The organism is Gibbsiella quercinecans (assembly GCF_002291425.1).
In the GTDB taxonomy this organism is placed as follows: Bacteria; Pseudomonadota; Gammaproteobacteria; order Enterobacterales; family Enterobacteriaceae; genus Gibbsiella; species Gibbsiella quercinecans.
In genome coordinates, this window is record NZ_CP014136.1 from 2,602,982 (window position 1) to 2,621,508 (window position 18,527).

Genomic DNA, 18,527 nt, shown 5'->3' on the forward strand with positions numbered 1-18,527 from the left:
GGCGTCTCACAGATTAGGCGCGGGCATGGCGTCTGCCGGTACGGCCATGGTGAAGCCAAACCATTTCTGTTGCAGGGCCTGCATCGTGCCGTCGCGGTTTGCTTCCGCGATGCCATCGCTGAACAGCTTCACCAGCGAGGCGCTGTCTTCATCCTTGCGCCCCACCCAGCCAAAATAGGTGGTTGGGCCGAGCATGGTCGGCAGGGTCGCGAATACCCCCGGGCGGGATTTGATTAACGGGCCAAGGTTTGAGAGCGACTGGGCCACGCCATCCAGACGCTTGGCGGCAAGATCGGCATAGGCTTCATCGAAGGCGACGTACTGTTTGATCTCTTTAATGCTCGGTTTCCCTTCCGCTTTCAGCGATTTATCGAAGGCCTGCAGGATTTGCAACTGTCCGGAACCGGTTTGCGAGCCAATGACTTTACCGCTCAGATCGGCGGTTGTACCGATAGACGCATCGTCCGCGCGTTTGAGCAGCGCCACCGTGGATTCGGCAATCGGCGTGGTAAAGGCGAAGCGGGCGATGCGCTGTTTATTCACGGTGACGGCGGTGACGACGAAATCAAATTTTTTCGCATCCAGGCCAGGGAGGATCCCCTGGAAAGGCAGATCCAGCTGCTTTACGGCCACGCCCGGCAGCCGTTTTGCCAAAATGTGGTTCATCAAATCCACGTCATAGCCAATGATTTTGCCGTTTTCGACATACTCGAATGGCGCGTAGCGCGCCTCGGTGGCGACCGTAATCACTTTGGCGTCTTTGATGCGTTGCAGCAGATCGGCGCTGTGGGCCGCGGCGGAAAAAACGCCGGCGGTTATCAGGGCAGTCCAGCACAGGGGTACGGCAAAAAGGCGTAGTTTCATGATCGGCTCTCTGAAAGTGTTTTGAATTTAAGTAAAGTTACTTGAACAAGATGATATGAGCATGAATCATGCCAACAGTGCTAACAGGCGGTATGTGTATTTAATTTGTTTTAAAAACAGATTATTAAGGTGTTTTTTGTCTTGTTTGCTTTGTGCGTCTGGCGGGGGTAGCGGTGTAATGTGCGGTTATGCCGCACAACGGTAATGCATGCCGCTGCACGAATTTTGTGCATATACAGGTTGCCGGGGCCAGGCACTAAAGAGTGCACAAGCCGCCGGCGCTGGAACCGAGGGGGATCGCCAACCATCAGGGGGCGATGCGTATCACCACTTTGCCAAAAGGCCCGCGATCCAAATGCTGGAATGCGGCAGGAACGTCGTGAAAGCCATAAACGTGGTCTATGACCGGCCGAATGCCTTTGTGCGCAAAGGCATCCATCATTTTTTCAAATGCACGCCGGTGGCCAACGGAAATACCCTGAATAACGGCGCGCCGCAGCATCAGCGGCACGGCAGACAACGTTATATCGGGGCCGTTCAGGAAACCAATCTGGGCGATACGGCCGCCGCCGGCCAGCGCGCTGACTGACTGGGTAAGGTTTTCCCCGCCGATGGTTTCAATAATATGCTCGGCGCCCCTGCCGCCGGTTAATGCTAGGACGGCTTGCGCCCATGCAGGCTGTTCCACGGTATTGATGGTCTCGCAATGCGCCAGCGTTTTAATGCGCGCCAACTTTTGTGCACTGCGGGAAGTCACAATCACCCTGGCGCCGAAGGCACGGGCGATCTGCAGGGCAAACAGCGATACGCCGCCGGTGCCTTGGGTGACGACCGTTTGCCCTGCTTCGAGCCGCCCGGTTTCGATCAGAGCGAACCAGGCCGTCAGGCCGGCGATCGGTAGGGTGGCGGCTTCTTCATTCGTTAATGTGGGGGCTACCGCTACGGCGGCGTGCTCTTCCAGCAAGACGTATTCGGCCAGCATCCCGGGCAATGGGCCCCCCAGGGAAAGGCCGTGGAGCAGCATCTCCGCCGGCGGTTCGCCGTCAACCCACTGAACCCAGAAATTACCGCATACCCGATCACCCTGTTTAAATCGCGTGACGTCACTGCCCACCGCCACCACGGTGCCCGCCATGTCCGAGGTCGGTACAAAGGGCATGGGCGGCTTTTCAGGCAGCAGTTCGCCTTCTATCACCAATTTATCGCGATAGTTCAGCGCGACGGCCGCCACTTTCACCAGCAACTGATGGTTCGCGGGGGTGGGGATGGGCACTTTGGCCTGCTGCAGTTGGCCTATGCCAAATTGCTGTAATTGCCACTGTTTCATGGTGTTAGTCATGATGATACCTCCATTGTGAGCCGTATCGGTCATGTTACTGGCGATGTTTTATCCTGTATCGCGATATGATGGCGCATCATTTCCGCCATAGAGTCTGTAATGCGATGAAGAATGGTTTTCACTCCCGGTTGCAGGATATCTCCGCGTTTGTTCATACCGTCGAAGCCGGCAGTTTTACCGCCGCTGCGGCGCGGATGGGGGTATCGACATCCGCGCCGGGCAAAAGCGTGGCGCGCCTGGAAGCGCGGCTGGGGATAAAGCTCCTTAACCGAACAACGCGCAGCCTGAACCTGACCCAAGAGGGGCATGATTATTATCACAGCTGCCTGCGGGTGCTGGATGAGCTCAACGCGGCGGAATCCAGGCTTGCCTCGACAACCCGCCGGGTTACAGGCCGGGTGCGGATAAACTTGCCGGTGTCTTTTGGCCGGCTGCGCATTATGCCGGTGTTGAAAGCGGTGGCGAAGCAATACCCGGATCTGGAAATGGATGTCGCTTTTACCGATCGCAGAATTGATCTGGTCGAGGAGCGGGTTGATTTGGCAGTGCGGCTTGGCGATCCGGGGAATTCCGCCAGCCTGAATGCCCGCCGCCTGGGGTTCCAGCATTCGGTTATCTGCGCGGCGCCTGAATATTTGTTCACGCACGGCCTGCCGCGCTCGGTGGAGGATCTGGGCCATCATCGCTGCCTGGGGTTCGCCAGGCAAGGGCGGGCGCTCCCTTGGCTGATGGGCCCGGCGGGGCAGGTTAAAGCTTACGATCTGCCCTATCGGCATATCATCAGTAATGGCGAAGCCTTGCTGGATGCGGCAATCAGCGGCATGGGGGTGGCCTGTTTGGCGACGTGGCTGGCGGCAGAAGCAATACATAATGGGGAATTAAAGGTGATTCCGGTTGCCACGCCGCCAAACGATGTCCCCATAACCGCGCTTTGGCCGCGCTCGCGCGAGCTGGCGCCAAAGGTGAGGGTGGTGGTGGATGCGCTGATGGCGGCTTTGCTGCCGGTAGCGCCGTGGGATCATTTGTTGACGGGTAACACAGGGTAAAGGTATGCCACCTGGCTGAGGAAGTAATGCGGCACAGATGGCGCTCTGTGCCGCATTTTTTTATCGCATTTGGCGATCGTCTATGTATTTGCGCTTATCCGCGGCCGGCGGGAAATACTGATACAGCCAGGTTTCGCTGATGGCCTCTCCCTGGCAGCGCAGGAACATGCGCATCTCCACCGGATCGGTGGCGTCTGAGGTTGGGTACCAGTCGAACAGGATGCGGTAACCGTCGAACGGCTCTACGTACAGGATCTCGATCTGTTTCGCTTCGCCGCTGGAAAGGGTAATCACCGGTTCAATTCCCTTCGGCGCCGCGGCTTTTAAATCGCCGCCGATAAAATCAACGGCGAAACGGCGCGACCATTGCTGCGGGAAATGTTCGCCCGGCGCCCAGCCTTCCGGGAAACTGCCCATGCCGGTACGGGTGGCGTAGACCCGCGCCAGCGGCGTGTGCACCGGCGGCAGGCCGCTCCAGTACAGGCGATATTGGAAATTGAGGGTGTCGCCTGCCTTGACGGGGTTTTCCGGCTGCCAGAAGCAGACGATGTTATCCAGCGTCTCGCCGGTGGTGGGGATCTCCATCAGCGAAACCGAGCCTTTGCCCCAGTTGTTGCGTGGCTCAACCCACAGGCTCGGGCGTTTGTTGTACCAGCCCATCACGTCCTGATAGCTGTTGAAATCGTGATCCAACTGCAACAGGCCAAACCCTTTCGGATTGTCATCTGCAAACGCATTGAACTGGAGGCGCTGCGGGTTATTCAGCGGCCGACAGATCCATTCGCCGTTGCCGCGCCACATGGCCAGGCGATCGGAGTCATGGATTTGCGGATGAATGGTATCGCACATCCGCCGTTCGTTGGTGCCGCAACTGAACATGCTGGTCATCGGCGCCACGCCCAACTGCTGGATATCCTTACGGGTGTATAGATAGTTTTCGATGTCCATCACCACCCGTTTGGCTTCGCAATGGATGGTGAATTTGTATGCGCCGGCGATGCTGGGGCTGTCCAGCAACGCATAGACCACGAACGTGGTGTCGCTGGCTTTCGGCGTTTCAAACCAGAAGGCGGTGAAATCCGGGAATTCCTCTTGGGTGTTGGTGTACGTATCAACCGCCAGCCCGCGCGCAGACAAACCGTACTGCCCGGTCTCGTCTACCGCGCGAAAGTAGCTGGCACCAAGGAAGGAGAGCACGTCGCGGCGAAACAGCTCAGGCGATTTAAACACTTTAAAACCCGCGAACCCCAGATCGGACTGCCCCTCCAACTGGTGGGTATCAATGCCGGCGTCGTGGTAGTTGAACAACTCTGGGCGGAAGTGGATTTCCTGCGCCTGGCGGGTTTTCGGATCGAGGGAGTACATCCGCACCCGGCGCTGGAACCCCATGCCGACGTGGAAGAATTGCACGTCCAGTTGGCGGCTATCGATGCCGTTCCACAGAGAGTGGCCGGCGTCGTACTGGATGCTGTTATAAGCCTGGGGCGTTAGGCTAGCCAGCGCCGTCGGCACCGGCTTCGCTGAGCCGCTCCATGGCTTCTGCGCCAGCTCGCGGGCCATGTTCTGAAGTGTGGAAAAATCAAAGGCAGTGGCGCGGCCATCGGCAATGCCGTCTTGGCCCCAGGCCGAGCGGGTAAACAGGGTTGCGAGTGTGGGAGTTCCGCAGGTAGCGGCAAGGGCGAAGGAAGCTTGGATAAAACGTCTGCGGTTCATGCCAGAAAAGTATCCTTTCATGTCGATGAATTTTTCCTCGCTTGCGCTGAGGCTGCGGGGAACAGAGTACAACCAAAAGTACACACTCTATTCAATAATGACGGTGAATTCTATTCTCACGGCGGTCAGGCGAGATTATTAAGACTAGGGAGCAATCCGCTTCGAAAGGGCAAGGCCTGGCGGTTTTCAGGATGGGAGGCTGGCGTTAAGCCGCCAGCGGGAATTGGGCACCGCACTGGCGATGAGAGTATTAGTTTGCTGGCGGCAGCCCCATTTGTGCTATTTCGTTGGCATGATTTCTGTTCAGGTTTATCTGGCACTGATCAATGTAGGGCTGATAATCGTAGGAGTCTTCATCCAGTTCAGTAGCCACAGACAGGCAGAGTTCATCCCGGTAGGCTTTCCATTTTTTTTGCGCATCCAGAAAACGGCGGCTGTATACGTCGCCGGCTGTTTCGGGGCTGTCTTCTTTGCCATTGAAGGGGCCAACATTGTTGGCCTTGATGCGTTTAACGGTTTCGGCTATGAGCGTATCCAGCTTTTTGCTGCTGGCGTCTTTTTGGGCCGACAGACAGTTATAGGCAGCAGGAATGCTTTCATTTTGTTTAAAACAGGCGTCGCGCTCCGGCCCAGTGGAAAGCTCTGCATGTGCTGCTATAGGTGTCATCAGGGCGCTAAGGATGATGAGGACTTTTTTCACTGAAGATACCTTATTCTGTTTCTGTGGCTTTCAAATGACATGTAGGTGGGGGTGTTTCTGATATGAGCAATCAGGGCATTCTTTCCCTCAATAGAGGCTTGAAACAGCGCTCTGGCATTGTGCACGCCTTGATAAAAAATATCGATTATTACGTCCCTGATTTTTTGGTCTAGCTGTTCCCAGGCAGGCGCGTTTGGGATGGTGTGGGATATTCGCCCGTAGAGGTTTCGTGCTTCATTGAGTTTTACCTGATAGGCCAGTTCAAACAAACGGATTTGTTGCTCGTGAGTGATTTCACCTACAAGAGGGCCATAGACTTTCACGAATTGTTCTGCTTGGCGCCCTTTTAGGTGCGCTGCTTTCGAACATATTGCAGCTTTATATTCCTCAATGCCTGCTTGCTTGAGAGTGGTAAAAATCTCGCCACTGCTACGGTTCCCCATATCGTAACCGCGACCAAGTGTTACCCCTGAAGAGTTCGTAGGCGGCCACTGCAATATCCGAGAAAAATTGGGATAGCGCTTCTGGCGGAATGGCGCCACAGCGGTGATATAGTCCACGCCCTCTGCATCGAACGTGATTTGGCCTTGCTGAACCCGCAATGGCCCGCCGCTGTGTTTTGGCCGCCAGTGTGGAGCGCTGGCTTCGTTAAGCGCCTGCATAAACCAAGTATCAGTAGGCTGAATCAGGCCATTCGGTGACATGTTTAACAGGCGCTGATACCAGCGTATTGCCTCGGTGGTGGCTGTGTCGCAGCGACCATTTATGACTAACGTTTGTCCGGTGGCCAACTGATAACCAGCATTATCAATCAACTGCTGAACCGCTTTCACTTCGTCGGTATTGTTGGTTCCACAGGTTCCCACTGATGAGGTAAGACGAAAAATCCGTGGGGGTGTGATGATGGCGATTCAGCATCTTGTTTTCCTTTGTGTTTATCACTCCATACAGGGATATTAACCAGCGCTTGCTTGCAAAGGCAATTAATGTTTCTGCGTGGAGCATCAAGAATATAGGTGGCCTTTCGGATCGGAAACATCTTCAACCATGCTGGGTAGCAGACGTTGATAGCAATAAAAACGCCCTGAAAACAGGGCGTTGTGGCAGTCGGTGGAACAGGGTGGAAATTATTCGATATTTTGGATCTAAAAAAATGATTTTCAGTAAGTTTTTGATTTAAATTCTTTTATTTATATGTTTGTTTTTGGGTACATTAAATGGTACAGGTTTGGTTTGTGGTCAATTATTGAACCGATCTAAGTTTTCCGCATAAGAAATGTGTCCATTCACCATATCAAGGTCTGCATCCTTAACTTTGCCAGAATTCAATAAATGCTTATAAGCTCGAATACGATTTCTATAACCTTTTGTGAGTCTTGGTTTTTCGCCATGGACTAAAAGGCCATGAACTTTTAGTCGATTGGGAAGGCAAGATATATACTCCTTCTCTTCAGCTATAGTCCAGCCCTCATCAAGGAGAACTTCTTTTATTAATTCTGGTAGTGCTGCAGGCATGGAATTTATACCGGAAAAAACTAAGTCATCTGCATACCGCGTATATTTTATACCTAAATCTTCGGATTTCTTAAGCAAGAGGGAGTCTGTTTTTTGAAATACTATATTTGATAGGACCGGACTTGCAGGAGAACCTTGAGGCAAACGTCCTTGGTATGTGCAAAGTATGGTGATTAATTCAGCAGAGTGAGCAGAGTAACCCAAATTAATTAATTCAGATTTAACTTTTTCCCTGCTAATACTAGTAAAAAAATCTCTAAGATCTAAGGAGTAAACCCACTTAGACTCACAATGTACATCCGCTGCTTCGAAAACGCCATTCATATCGGGAATGAATCCGAATACGCATTTAGGAAAACTTAATGCGCTTGATAGATTATGACCTATCCAGGATTGGAAAATCTTTAAACCCACTTTAGGCGCTTCAATTTTTCTTCTTTTAGTCCCCTTCTTAATGGTAAAATTTCTATATTGACTCTCTTTTCTTCTTAAAATAGAAGCAATAAAATTGGAGCTTACACCAAAAATAATGCTCACTACTGCTACTGAAACCACTGGTGGAAGGTTTTTTTCAGTTAAATATTTAATCTCATCTTCGTATTTTTCGGATACAGAAGGAGGCAATGCATCTATCAAATTTTTAGCGCTTTTGAAAGAAACGAGTAAAGGTGGTGGTGAAGTTTTCATAGATCTACCTTTAGCAAAGCTGATCGCTTTCGTTGATGCCGCCTGTACGCAGGCAGACGATTCGAAGGAGCGTCTGCCTGCGTACAGGCGCCCTTCTATGGATGATCTTCGCTAATGAGTGTGATACACACTCTCGCGACTTCATCACCACCACCACATATAGCTTACCATACTTTTCTCCTTGCTAGCGATAGGATACGTTCGATATCCGAACTTGATTTAGAAGATGATGTTGGGACAATGGCAATGCCGTTCCCTGAAAGAGCATATGAACCATCTGTATTTCGGACTATAAATTTTCGTTTGCGCAAATAATCGAGTTTAGAGAGCAACCACTTTTCAGATGGAACATTGAAATCTCTCGCTTCGAGAGCGATTTTTAAGGGGGTTGTTTGTGCTGGGGATAGTATCTTTAGTGTACGCATGATTGCCATTGCTGATGGCTCTTCTTTCTTGGGGGGCGCAAAATATGTTTCATTAACAATTATAAGGGCGCTATGCAAGAATTTTTTAGCTTGATTTTTTATTTCATCTTTCTTTTCTGCGCTCAAACTTTCCGACGTAAAAATCCAAACAATACAGTTTGACTCATCAATCATAGAGATTGATAAATTTGATATTACATTACCGCTTTTTATTGAGATTATCTCTTTAAGGCCTATTTCTAAGTTGTTTATTTTTTCTGACTGCCTATAAGAGATAATAACCTTTCGCTTAGTAAGAAGTTCTATTTTTTTAGATAGGTTTTTAATTTGCCTCTTAGATGTGAAATTCTTACTTGAAACTTCTCTTATTTTATCTAATGGAATCTCCAATAGGATAGACTCGGATATATCATCGTATTTGAAAGAAGACACATAGCTTGCCTTGCTTTCAATGATTTCCTGAATGTATTTTTCAAGAGACAATGCCTAACTCCCTAGAAATGTTTAATAAAATCCCTTTCTGCGCATCGACTTTGCTTTTCCAGCTTCTTGCCTCAGAGTCCGTATGTCCCCCGCATGAAAAGCCGCCATTATTAAAGGTTAGCTTGATGTTTGGTTTGTAATCGGAAATAACCCTAATGGAATAAGCTGATTTAAGTATTGACGCTATTGAAGATGCGGCATTTGATGCTGATGAAATATATCCTTTGCTTTTGGGGGTGGTTATAAGACCCAGCCTTTCTTGACTTGCTGCCGCGGTTCTAATTCTTTTAAGCAACTCGCCTTCAAGAAGAGGGGGTATTGTGCCATGGGACTGGCCTTCCCAAGATTTATCCATTGTCCCCAAAAATTCTCTTACAGAAATGTATGTGGCGTAATAATACCTATTCAGTGCTGACCTGCCAAATGCATCAGCTGTATCGTCTTTGCATTTTTTTGCATGTTGCGATAAATGCTCAGCAACTTTATGAAAATCTGACATCGCTTCTCCAGTGGATAATTTCATCTCACACTTAAAACGGCCCTTGTACACAAGTATACCTCTTTGAAATTAGCCTTCAACAAAATGCATGATTTAACATCGCTGCGCGCAATGCTATCCCCACCTCGCCTGCCCGCTTCATGTATCGCTTTTCATGCAGTTGTATGACCGGCGCCAAACCGCGCCAGTACTGGCGCGGAAGGGGACGACAATTGCATTTTTCTGCATGCAAAATCATGCACCCTATGCATGCAAGCTCAAAAAGAGAGGCCCACCAGAGAAAATCCGCGAAACGAGAGGGGGTGAGGCAATAAAAACCCGCACCGGGAAGGGGGCGGGTGGGGAGGCATCAATGCACGTGGTGGTGGCTTCCGTAGCGATTCAGAGTCCGCTGCTGTGGTGGCGGTGACACCGACGCCATAAGCGGCTGTGGCGGCAATGGTTGGCGGATCACGTGTTCGATACTCCCTCGCATCTTAAAGGTGCTGGAGCAGTCAATATTCTGGCACTGGTAATAAGCCTCTTTGATCTTGCCCAGCAACGGTGGACACTGCCTTAAGCGAGGTTTCTTTCCTCAAATTGCACCGGGCTTAGCCCGCCGTTGGCACTATGCCGTCGGTGCCGATTGTAGTCTATCTCGATATACTCGAATACCGCCGATTTCATCTCCTCCCGCGTGTTGAACCTCTCTCCGTGGATTAGCTCCACTTTCAGACTGTGGAAGAAGCTTTCCGCACAGGCGTTATCGTAGCAACAGCCCTTCGCGCTCATACTGCATATCAGTCCATTGTCTTTGATAACACCCTGATAATTATGGGAACAATACTGGCTCCCTCTATCAGAGATAAACTATCACGCCGCGCGGCATCTTTCGCCGCCACAGCGCCATTTTCAGCGTATTGCACGCCAGCTCCGCCGTCATTCGTTCCGACATCGACCAACCCACCACCCGACGCGAATACAGGTCGATAACCACCGCCAGGTACAGCCAGCCTTCCTCTGTCCACAGGTAGGTGATATCCCCAACGTACTTCTGGTCCGGCCCCGTTGCACTGAAGTCCTGTTGCAACAGGTTCGGCGCCACCGGCAGGTTATGCCGGCTGTTTGTCGTGGCTTTGAACTTGCGCGCCGCTCTGGCCCGTAATCCCTGACGTCGCAGACTGGCCGCCACCGTTTTACGGTTCCAGCCATGGCCCGCCTTACGCAACGCCTGCGTAAGGCGGGGCGCGCCATAGCGCTGTTTTGCCTGTATAAAAGCTTGTGTCACCCGCTCATCACACTGCTGACGACGCATCTGCCGCAGCGAGAAGGATTGTCGGCGCTTCAACCACGCATACCAGCCACTGCGCGAGGCGCACAGTATCCGGGCCAGGCTTTTCACTGAGAACACCGCCTGATGTTGGTGTATAAAACCGTACTTCACTTCAGGCGTCTGGCGAAGTAGGTGGCTGTAGATTCAATTGGTCAACGCAACAGTCATGTGAAAACATGGGGTTGCGGAGGATTTTTGAATGAGACGGACATTTACAGCAAAGGAAAAAGCATCTGTTTTTGAACTGTGGAAGAACGGAACAGGCTTCAGTGAAATAGCTAATATCCTGGGTTCGAAACCAGGAACAATCTTCACTATGTTAAGAGATACTGGCGGCATAAAACCCAATGAGCGCAAGCGGGCTGTAGCTCACCTGACGCTGTCTGAGCGCGAGGAAATACGAGCCGGTTTGTCAGCCAAAATGAGCATTCGTGCGATAGCTACTGCGCTAAATCGTAGTCCTTCGACGATCTCACGTGAAGTTCAGCGTAATCGAGGCAGGCGCTATTACAAAGCTGTAGATGCTAATAACCGGGCCAGCAGGATGGCGAAAAGACCAAAACCGTGCTTACTGGATCAGAATTTACCGTTGCGAGAGCTTGTTCTGGAAAAGCTGGTGATGAAGTGGTCTCCTGAGCAAATATCAGGATGGTTAAGGCGAACGAAGCCGCGTCAAAAAACACTGCGAATATCACCTGAGACAATTTATAAAACGCTGTACTTTCGTAGCCGTGAAGCGCTACACCACCTGAATGTACAGCATCTGCGCCGATCGCATAGCCTTCGTCATGGCAGACGCCATACCCGCAAAGGTGAAAGAGGTACGATCAATATAGTGAACGGAACGCCAATTCACGAACGCTCCCGGCATATCGATAACAGACGCTCTCTGGGGCACTGGGAAGGCGATTTAGTATCAGGCACAAAAAACTCGCATATAGCCACACTTGTAGACCGAAAATCACGTTATACGATCATCCTTAGACTCAGGGGCAAAGATTCTTTCTCAGTGAATCAGGCTCTTACCGACAAATTCCTGAGCTTGCCGCCTGAACTCCGGCAATCACTGACATGGGACAGAGGAATGGAGCTGGCCAGGCATCTGGAATTTACTGGCAGCACCGGAGTTAAAGTTTACTTCTGCGATCCTCAGAGTCCCTGGCAGCGGGGAACAAACGAGAACACTAATGGGCTAATTAGACAGTACTTTCCCAAAAAGACTTGCCTTGCCCAATATACTCAACATGAGCTGGATCAGGTTGCAGCTCAGCTAAACAACAGACCAAGAAAGACACTGAAGTTCAAAACACCGAAAGAGATAATTGAAAGGGGTGTTGCGTTGACAGATTGAATCTACAGCCGCCTTTTGGAGGATGGCCAGTTCCTCATCCCGCTCGGCCAGTTGGCGCTTGAGGCGGGCGATTTCTGTTGCCTGTTGCTGCTCACGCTCAGAGGTGGAGCCCTGCTGACGTTGTTTACTGCGCCAGACGTAGCGTTGAGAGTCGTGCAGGCCGAGCTCCCGGGCAGCTTTGGCCACACCGATGCGCTCAGCCAGCGCCAGCGCCTGCTGGCGAAATTCCGGGGTATATTGATTACGGGATGTCTTCTTCACAGATTTTGCTTGCGTCATGGTTCACCTTATTAACGATTTTACTCGCTTAACAGCGTGTCCACTATTCGTGGGTAGGATCAGATTCAGTTCAACGCAACAAGTAAGTATGGGCGCTATCTCTCATGGTACAGTTCAAATTCGTTCAACTGATCCAACGCTTTCGCCACTCTCTGGAACATCAGATGCTTTTCCTCATGCTTCCGTGACAGGCGAGAAACAACGGTAAACACACTCCCACTCATCTCCGGCCAGCAGTCGTCATGCTGTGCTGGTATCAGTATCTGTTTTGCTTGATGCTGCAATGTAGGAGTCGTCAGATTGCAGATGTATGTGCGCACTTCAAACTGTCTTCCAGGTGTTCTGTCCAGGAAAAGTACCACATCAGATTCACTCACCCAGTGCGACAACCCGAAGCGCAGCGCTGGGTAACCTTCCCAATGATTAAGTGCCGTGGTGACCCCATAACCCCTATCAGAAAAACGTTCTGTCAGAAACAGCAGGCATTCCTCCTGAAGTGATTTCACCACAGCATTTTTCAGCAACACAGCTTCCTGAATATTAAGCAAATTCTCGATAACAAAGGTTTCGGTCTCAGCTGCAATCGTATTTTTACCCATCAGTGACTCCAGATGTAACATGAATTCGCGCAGCAATACCTGCCATTTATTCAGTGGGGAAGAAATACAGGCCATGCCGAGTTTGGGCGACAGAACAGAAATAAACATACTGTAGCTTATTCCCGTCCAGCCGGTAGGGGCCTGTCCCTCTGGTGACAGAACCACCAAGAGCGGTTTCTTATCTGGATGTTTTTGTTCCAGATACCCGCTGTAATCAGTGAAGGGGTTATTCTGCTGGTGCCAGATTTTATTCTCCAGCGCCATGGCCCATTCTTCCGACTCAAGCAGCAAATCGATTCGAGTTCCTTCTTGGGTCAGGACCTCACGGGCTGGCGGAGATAGAAGTGATGCATCAACAGGGGCTGCTAGGCATTCCAGAAGGCCCCCAAGAACCAGTGTATTCAGTCCATGGGGAGCATCCGGATCAATAAAGAAAGCGAGTAAATCGCTGACCGGGTTTTCATAGTGTCTGCGGGCACCCAGCGAAAAGATATTGGCCTCGCTTTTTTCAGCAACAGGCAGTGATTTGAGGCGAGTCAGTAACTCTTCCAGCGCCGGCAAGTCCATCGGTTTCTCCTTAGAGGCTTTACATGGACCGAAACATATCAATAAAAAGAGCCCTAGCATAGGGGAGAACCTCTCTGGCCGGGGGCCCTATAATTGTGGTAGACGCGAAAGTTAACAGTCCACTCTGTGCTGTAAATCTAGTTATTTAATATTCCGACAGCTAAGTGTCAACAGCAGACATCACTTGCGCGACTGTTTAGGCATCAAATTATCATGATGTTGACGTTAGTAATCGGTTCGTGCGAGATGGAAATATTGTTTCGGACAGCAATTTAATGGACTCAGTATCCATGATACTTCCTTCCGTGAGCTCGGTACCTCTACTGAGAAGGAGATCAATATCCTCAATAAAATTGAGCACTGCGGTTACGGCAGCGAATAAATTCTCATCTCGTTTAACATACCCTGAGGTCCGCTCGTAGATGCTTGCTGCAAGATTATTATGGGAAAATTCAGTGTAGTACTGAGCGAGTCTTTCGGCCTCATTATCCTGAACCCAGTCGCCATTGCGATCTTTGGTGAATATTAGCGCACGATAGTTTTTGCATTTAAACTTCCCTTCCTTAACAGGAACTCCGAACACTAAACTATTAAGCAGTGCCCGTAATTTTACACGTAGCGCCGTTAGCGAGTCCATATACCCCATGTAGAGCTCCTGGTTAAAGCACACTGAGATAAGATTGAGACTGTTAAGCATTTCAATTAACGCACCAAGGAAGCTTTTAACTCTCGTACCGATAAAATCCGGATAAGTCATTTCCGTAACATCTGGTTCGTAACGATAACCCCCCGTAGTATATTCTCTCGATGTGTACATGGAATAATCCATTGTTTCATTCCCCACAACCAATTGTACGCTACCCAAATAGTCATCTATTAAGGCATCAGTTATTCCCGCTAACCTAGCAGCTAAACGGCCACCATGGTCGAGCACTCTCTCTGCCTTTACCGCCTCACTTGTATGTAAATGATCACATTGAGTAAAGAAATGATTAATCTCACCAGCCAACTCAGCGAATTTGACATCAGTCAGAAAATCAATTTTTCCTTCAATTCGGTTCAGAATGCTCCTTTGCTTGTCGAATGACTCACGAATCTTAATTGACATCAATCGTTGAGAGAGGCAAATCTCATCTCTTAAGGCTACGAACAGAGCAGGAGTGTACTCAGATTGATTACTCTTGGTAACCGTTTTGAGATTGGCAACCATTCTTCCATTTGAGGTATCCATCACGGACAAGCCGATTACACGCCATTCGCCGTTATCGATCTTTTCCCTAGCCCCTGGGCTCATTACTGCGTCATACGATACTGATTTCATTTGTTATCACCATTAGATAGACTGCAAGAAGTTCATCAAATGTAGTGAAGTTTAGTGCTCAAAAAAAGAGAGACTTTGGTTTGACCAAACTCCCCTCACTGCTCTGAACCTAATTCTGAATTGCCACTTGGAGGTGTGCGTAATGGCTCTACTGGAACCACATGAAATAAGTATGCTAAATCATCTGGATTGGTTACTCTCTTGTGACCTACTTGTTTGGGATGAGCTTAAGGCTGGTCGGTGTGATGAAGTAATTAACCTACATAAAGAGATAAATAAAAACATAGCCCTTTATATTTACTTGAATCCCGGAGATTCAACGTCGGCGCAATTGGAAAATCAAAAAGACGATATTTCAAAAACACTAATGGATTACCTCTACGCAAAAAAATCAAAAGCCTCGTGGGAAGTGATGGCGATTGAACAGCACATCATGAAAAATTACTCAGATCTGGTTGCTATAATTAATGATAAAATCATCACCAATTCAATCATAGGTATTTTAGATAAAATCACACATCATCACTCCATTCCGTGGACAACAATCATATCCCGCCAAATTAAATTTTCGATGGCATTCGATACTTACTATAGTTGGTTATGGGGTAATTATATTAAAGATGCTTTATTTTATCCTAGAAAACGTCCGAAATTAGTTGATACCCACACATGGGAAGACTGGCTTAAAGTTAGAGAGAATGAAAGTTCACTTGAGGAAAAAATCCCGCAGGAAGAAGCAAAAGTTATTATCGAGAAATGGAACAACACCACTAAAAATAATTATGGACTAAGTGGCGTTGTAGCTGGTTTTTTGAGGGATGCAGATGAAGAACCTATTTCAATCAACAACGAATTAATTGATAATACTTTTATCATTAACATCCCAAAAGAAATTGATGAGAGTAGGTTCAATTCGGTTATCTGTGACATAAGAACTTTACTCTTCACACGACAGAAACCGTTGCATACAATAAAAGATTATTTAACCCATTACTTACCCACCAGTGTTCGTGGTGAACTTTATAAACGACAAATACTGGAACAAAGGAATCAATTTCTTGGCTATTTTACAGCGATGCTCTGCGATCGCATGTACCACTACAGGAAACAAATCAATGAAGGTTTAGAAATACACCCCAAAATAACCTCATATAACACTGCTGCTGTCCATGCTAATGAATACATGAAAGATTACGGTATCATCTATGGTACGGATTCAATTTTAAAAATGAGAAGGAAATTAATAGTTGATATTATCCCGCAATTGCGTGAAAATTTTAAAAACTTAAACTAATCGTAATTGGAGGATATTTAAAAAACACGGCAATCCATAATTTTTAGCGCTTTATGGTGTTTCCTTATGCCTGTAAGGAAAGCCGTCTACCAGTAAAGAGTAGTCCAGCCGTTGAAATTATTATGGTAAGGACTAACATCCGATTCTCGCTCATAAGGGACAACCATACTCAAATCTCCAACATTGCAGGAGATTTGAGTATGAACATGTCACCGTGGAATAAAGACCGTATCATAGGCCAAAAAAGACCACTTCAGATATCTCATATCTGGGGGATCCGAATCCGGCTTGAACTGGAAGGTAAAACGCGTGATTTAGCTCTGTTCAATATGGCCTTAGACAGTAAGCTACGAGGCTGCGATCTGGTGAATCTCAAAGTATCTGATGTTGCATATGGTAGCTCGGTTTCAAGCAGAGCAACGGTGCTGCAACAGAAAACCGGTAGCCCTGTGCAATTTGAGATAACCAAAGGGACAAGAGAAGCTGTTGCTGCATTGATAAAGCTTGGCAATTTGCACAGTAAAGACTTCTTGTTTCGGTCTCGGATCGGAACTAACCGGCACATATCAACCCGACAATACAGCCGAATTTTTCATGGGTGGGTAGAAAAGCTTGGTCTCGAAGCTTCGCTTTACAGCACACATTCCATGAGAAGAACAAAACCTTACCTGATATACAAGAAAACCAAGAATCTCCGGGTGATCCAACTTCTGTTGGGCCATAAGAAACTGGAAAGCACAGTCCGTTATCTGGGCATCGAAGTCGATGATGCATTAGAGATATCTGAATCGATTGAAGTCTAAGGTTGTCAGGGCTGCAACAGCAGCCCTGTGCCAGGAGCGGACGTCCGGCTGTTTTTTTGTCATTAAGCTGTGTTCTATGGACGTTAAGGTTAATGTGTCCAGTTATACTGGCAGTGTGAGATCGTGAAAGGTAAAGTAGTTTGTCGATACATTATAATTGGAGCTCATTAATGGTTGATGTCATCTGTATTTCCACAAGTTGGCGTAAAGAGCATCCAGAACATGCTACTAGTGGCATTGTGTTGATACGAAATAACCAGCCCCATGATTGGAAAAACAGGTTACGTGGTGCTTATTACGAACGTCCCGATGTGATTACCATTAACTTTGACAATCACATATTCATTGCAGAAGGTGATAACGAGTATGATAGTGCTAAGTGTTGGAGCGATAAGAAATAAATTTAAGATCCAAGTTTCCCTTATTAAGCTCCCAATATGACTCTTGATGCTGAGCTACAGCGCCGCAATCTGTAATTCCCCCGCCCTTTGGACATTTAGTCATTCCTGGCAAACGCCGAGTATTCCTCGGCTATTTGTTTATTTCTTTATTGCACGAAGCGTTGTCATAAGGTTTTCACCATACGGTGTGAGAGTCCAATATGTATCTTTATCTTTAACACTTCTATTTTTCTCACTTTTCACTATCAAGCCAAGCGCTCTAAATTGAACTTTCACTGTTTGAAAATCTGATGGCAACATCTTTATTTCCAGAAAATTAAGCCCTTCTAATTCCTCATTACTTTTAAGTGCTAACCGAGCACTTTTTTCTATCGATCTATTTATCCCTGAATGTAATTCTTTATCGGAAATCTCATCAATCATTAAAGGTGAAACATACGAAAAAATATCATTCCAACTTACTGAACTCATTGCTTTATATTGAATGCCTTCATAAAACTTTAATGAATGTGAAGCATAGAATGTAAAACCAAACTCGAATAAATCAACACCTTGAGATAACGACTCAGCCCCCTCAGGTGCAGTAGTTTTGCTTGAGGCTAACTTCCCTTCTAGATCCTCAATCATTCTTTTTAGTTGTAAAATTTCTTTTGCTTCACTTTCGCTAGTTACTAAATTACCTCTTACCCATCCCACCGCTGGATATTCCTTTATTAACCGGATAAGACTTCGACTAACTTGACTACCAAGATCAGCCGGTGACTCCCAGAATCGACAAAGTTTGGTTTTAACTAATTCCTCGAAACTATTTAATTTATCTTTGCCATCTTGGCTAGACTCGCAGCGGCCTGAAGGAAGCTTGGTTTTGTCTTTATGGATAAAACCAATAACAGGCTTTCCTGTTTCTATTGCGTAACGATACTCCATTTCTGTATAGCTCAGTCCGTCTGGTCCAATAGATCCATAGCGCCCGGCTAGTATGACAATGTAATAATCACTATCGTCTATTACTTTTTTTATTAAACTCCATTGATCACTGCTAGTAGCAGGAAACAACTCCATCCCGGCTGGCATACAATCAAGCTCCAATAGGGCTTGCATCACTTCTTGGCGCTCTTCTTCTAAATCTGAAAAGGTCGAGCTAACAAAGACCTGATATCGCTTATCCAAAATCAACATCCTCCCAATATTTTGTTTAAGATAATTTAAACATACTTTTAAACAATTCTGTTAGTAATGTCCGCAGATCGCTCATAGCCGACAGTGGACTGGTCACTGTCAGAAGCGTATGGTTAAAACGCGCGGGAGCATGTCAGATTTCTGCGCTAG

General features: G+C 48.0%; 17 protein-coding genes and 2 pseudogenes. 5 read left to right on the plus strand and 14 right to left on the minus strand.

The features are described from left to right. Nucleotides 1–6: 6 nt before the first annotated feature. Complete coding sequence (locus tag ACN28Q_RS12015) at nucleotides 7–864, minus strand: transporter substrate-binding domain-containing protein (protein ID WP_095846562.1); 858 nt, start codon at nucleotides 862–864, stop codon at nucleotides 7–9. Between the two features lie 307 nt (nucleotides 865–1,171). Further along, nucleotides 1,172–2,203, minus strand: coding sequence for a zinc-dependent alcohol dehydrogenase family protein (locus tag ACN28Q_RS12020; RefSeq protein WP_095846563.1), 1,032 nt, complete (start codon nucleotides 2,201–2,203; stop codon nucleotides 1,172–1,174). 104 nt (nucleotides 2,204–2,307) lie between these two features. Between ACN28Q_RS12020 and ACN28Q_RS12025 the strand changes: the two genes are divergently transcribed. Next, nucleotides 2,308–3,249, plus strand: coding sequence for a LysR family transcriptional regulator (locus ACN28Q_RS12025; protein WP_095846564.1), 942 nt, complete (start codon nucleotides 2,308–2,310; stop codon nucleotides 3,247–3,249). 60 nt (nucleotides 3,250–3,309) lie between these two features. Here ACN28Q_RS12025 and ACN28Q_RS12030 read toward each other — a convergent pair whose 3' ends face one another. The 8 genes and pseudogenes from ACN28Q_RS12030 to ACN28Q_RS12065 form a co-directional block, all read right to left on the minus strand. Further along, the gene (locus ACN28Q_RS12030; RefSeq protein WP_095846565.1) at nucleotides 3,310–4,962 is read right to left on the minus strand and encodes a glucan biosynthesis protein D; all 1,653 of its coding nucleotides are present in this window, start codon (nucleotides 4,960–4,962) and stop codon (nucleotides 3,310–3,312) included. 250 nt (nucleotides 4,963–5,212) lie between these two features. After that, on the minus strand, nucleotides 5,213–5,662 hold the full coding sequence (locus tag ACN28Q_RS12035; protein ID WP_095846566.1) for a lysozyme inhibitor LprI family protein: 450 nt from the start codon (nucleotides 5,660–5,662) through the stop codon (nucleotides 5,213–5,215). Next, nucleotides 5,659–6,477: a DUF8812 domain-containing protein gene (locus ACN28Q_RS12040; RefSeq protein ID WP_329957334.1), complete on the minus strand. Its 819-nt coding sequence runs from the start codon at nucleotides 6,475–6,477 to the stop codon at nucleotides 5,659–5,661. The genes ACN28Q_RS12035 and ACN28Q_RS12040 overlap by 4 nt, the downstream gene beginning before the upstream one ends. Before the next feature lie 424 nt (nucleotides 6,478–6,901). Continuing rightward, nucleotides 6,902–7,864, minus strand: coding sequence for a reverse transcriptase family protein (locus ACN28Q_RS12045; protein WP_095846568.1), 963 nt, complete (start codon nucleotides 7,862–7,864; stop codon nucleotides 6,902–6,904). Between the two features lie 164 nt (nucleotides 7,865–8,028). Beyond that, nucleotides 8,029–8,772 carry a hypothetical protein gene (locus tag ACN28Q_RS12050; protein WP_095846569.1) on the minus strand — a complete coding sequence of 248 codons (744 nt, stop codon included), beginning with the start codon at nucleotides 8,770–8,772 and terminating at the stop codon, nucleotides 8,029–8,031. Continuing rightward, nucleotides 8,762–9,271, minus strand: a complete 510-nt coding sequence (locus ACN28Q_RS12055; protein WP_131929010.1) for a hypothetical protein — start codon at nucleotides 9,269–9,271, stop codon at nucleotides 8,762–8,764. Before ACN28Q_RS12055 ends, ACN28Q_RS12050 begins: the two co-directional genes overlap by 11 nt. Nucleotides 9,272–9,620: 349 nt before the next feature. Next, the gene (locus tag ACN28Q_RS12060) at nucleotides 9,621–9,812 is read right to left on the minus strand and encodes an ogr/Delta-like zinc finger family protein (RefSeq protein WP_230469564.1); all 192 of its coding nucleotides are present in this window, start codon (nucleotides 9,810–9,812) and stop codon (nucleotides 9,621–9,623) included. Nucleotides 9,813–9,826: 14 nt separating this feature from the next. Beyond that, nucleotides 9,827–10,715: pseudogene (locus ACN28Q_RS12065) on the minus strand (IS3 family transposase); the annotation flags it as partial. Between the two features lie 67 nt (nucleotides 10,716–10,782). Between ACN28Q_RS12065 and ACN28Q_RS12070 the strand changes: the two are divergent. Further along, nucleotides 10,783–11,934 (plus strand): IS30 family transposase, encoded by a 1,152-nt coding sequence (locus ACN28Q_RS12070; protein WP_095846572.1) that lies wholly within the window; start codon nucleotides 10,783–10,785, stop codon nucleotides 11,932–11,934. A 12-nt stretch (nucleotides 11,935–11,946) separates the two neighbouring features. Here the strand turns inward: ACN28Q_RS12070 and ACN28Q_RS12075 are convergent. The 3 genes and pseudogenes from ACN28Q_RS12075 to ACN28Q_RS12085 all read right to left on the minus strand — a co-directional run. Continuing rightward, nucleotides 11,947–12,213: pseudogene (locus tag ACN28Q_RS12075) on the minus strand (transposase); the annotation flags it as partial. 95 nt (nucleotides 12,214–12,308) lie between these two features. Next, nucleotides 12,309–13,379 (minus strand): PDDEXK-like family protein, encoded by a 1,071-nt coding sequence (locus tag ACN28Q_RS12080; protein ID WP_095846573.1) that lies wholly within the window; start codon nucleotides 13,377–13,379, stop codon nucleotides 12,309–12,311. Nucleotides 13,380–13,590: 211 nt separating this feature from the next. Beyond that, complete coding sequence (locus ACN28Q_RS12085; protein WP_095846574.1) at nucleotides 13,591–14,700, minus strand: hypothetical protein; 1,110 nt, start codon at nucleotides 14,698–14,700, stop codon at nucleotides 13,591–13,593. A gap of 142 nt (nucleotides 14,701–14,842) precedes the next feature. Between ACN28Q_RS12085 and ACN28Q_RS12090 the strand changes: the two genes are divergently transcribed. From ACN28Q_RS12090 to ACN28Q_RS12100, 3 genes are all read left to right on the plus strand, one after another. Beyond that, nucleotides 14,843–15,994, plus strand: coding sequence for a hypothetical protein (locus ACN28Q_RS12090; RefSeq protein WP_131929005.1), 1,152 nt, complete (start codon nucleotides 14,843–14,845; stop codon nucleotides 15,992–15,994). A gap of 200 nt (nucleotides 15,995–16,194) precedes the next feature. Further along, nucleotides 16,195–16,797 carry a site-specific integrase gene (locus ACN28Q_RS12095; protein ID WP_095846576.1) on the plus strand — a complete coding sequence of 201 codons (603 nt, stop codon included), beginning with the start codon at nucleotides 16,195–16,197 and terminating at the stop codon, nucleotides 16,795–16,797. 170 nt (nucleotides 16,798–16,967) lie between these two features. Beyond that, the gene (locus ACN28Q_RS12100) at nucleotides 16,968–17,198 is read left to right on the plus strand and encodes an antirestriction protein ArdR (RefSeq protein WP_095846577.1); all 231 of its coding nucleotides are present in this window, start codon (nucleotides 16,968–16,970) and stop codon (nucleotides 17,196–17,198) included. Between the two features lie 138 nt (nucleotides 17,199–17,336). Here ACN28Q_RS12100 and ACN28Q_RS12105 read toward each other — a convergent pair whose 3' ends face one another. Further along, nucleotides 17,337–18,368, minus strand: a complete 1,032-nt coding sequence (locus tag ACN28Q_RS12105) for a DUF4062 domain-containing protein (protein ID WP_095849011.1) — start codon at nucleotides 18,366–18,368, stop codon at nucleotides 17,337–17,339. Nucleotides 18,369–18,527 lie beyond the last annotated feature (159 nt).

What these genes read in the sequence shown, in the direction of transcription:
- ACN28Q_RS12015 (WP_095846562.1), bottom strand. Translation starts at nt 864, where the DNA reads ATGAAACTACGCCTTTTTGCCGTACCCCTGTGCTGGACTGCCCTGATA.
- ACN28Q_RS12020 (WP_095846563.1), bottom strand. Translation starts at nt 2,203, where the DNA reads ATGACTAACACCATGAAACAGTGGCAATTACAGCAATTTGGCATAGGC.
- ACN28Q_RS12025 (WP_095846564.1), top strand. Translation starts at nt 2,308, where the DNA reads ATGAAGAATGGTTTTCACTCCCGGTTGCAGGATATCTCCGCGTTTGTT.
- ACN28Q_RS12030 (WP_095846565.1), bottom strand. Translation starts at nt 4,962, where the DNA reads ATGAACCGCAGACGTTTTATCCAAGCTTCCTTCGCCCTTGCCGCTACC.
- ACN28Q_RS12045 (WP_095846568.1), bottom strand. Translation starts at nt 7,864, where the DNA reads ATGAAAACTTCACCACCACCTTTACTCGTTTCTTTCAAAAGCGCTAAA.
- ACN28Q_RS12055 (WP_131929010.1), bottom strand. Translation starts at nt 9,271, where the DNA reads ATGTCAGATTTTCATAAAGTTGCTGAGCATTTATCGCAACATGCAAAA.
- ACN28Q_RS12070 (WP_095846572.1), top strand. Translation starts at nt 10,783, where the DNA reads ATGAGACGGACATTTACAGCAAAGGAAAAAGCATCTGTTTTTGAACTG.
- ACN28Q_RS12080 (WP_095846573.1), bottom strand. Translation starts at nt 13,379, where the DNA reads ATGGACTTGCCGGCGCTGGAAGAGTTACTGACTCGCCTCAAATCACTG.
- ACN28Q_RS12085 (WP_095846574.1), bottom strand. Translation starts at nt 14,700, where the DNA reads ATGAAATCAGTATCGTATGACGCAGTAATGAGCCCAGGGGCTAGGGAA.
- ACN28Q_RS12090 (WP_131929005.1), top strand. Translation starts at nt 14,843, where the DNA reads ATGGCTCTACTGGAACCACATGAAATAAGTATGCTAAATCATCTGGAT.
- ACN28Q_RS12095 (WP_095846576.1), top strand. Translation starts at nt 16,195, where the DNA reads ATGAACATGTCACCGTGGAATAAAGACCGTATCATAGGCCAAAAAAGA.
- ACN28Q_RS12100 (WP_095846577.1), top strand. Translation starts at nt 16,968, where the DNA reads ATGGTTGATGTCATCTGTATTTCCACAAGTTGGCGTAAAGAGCATCCA.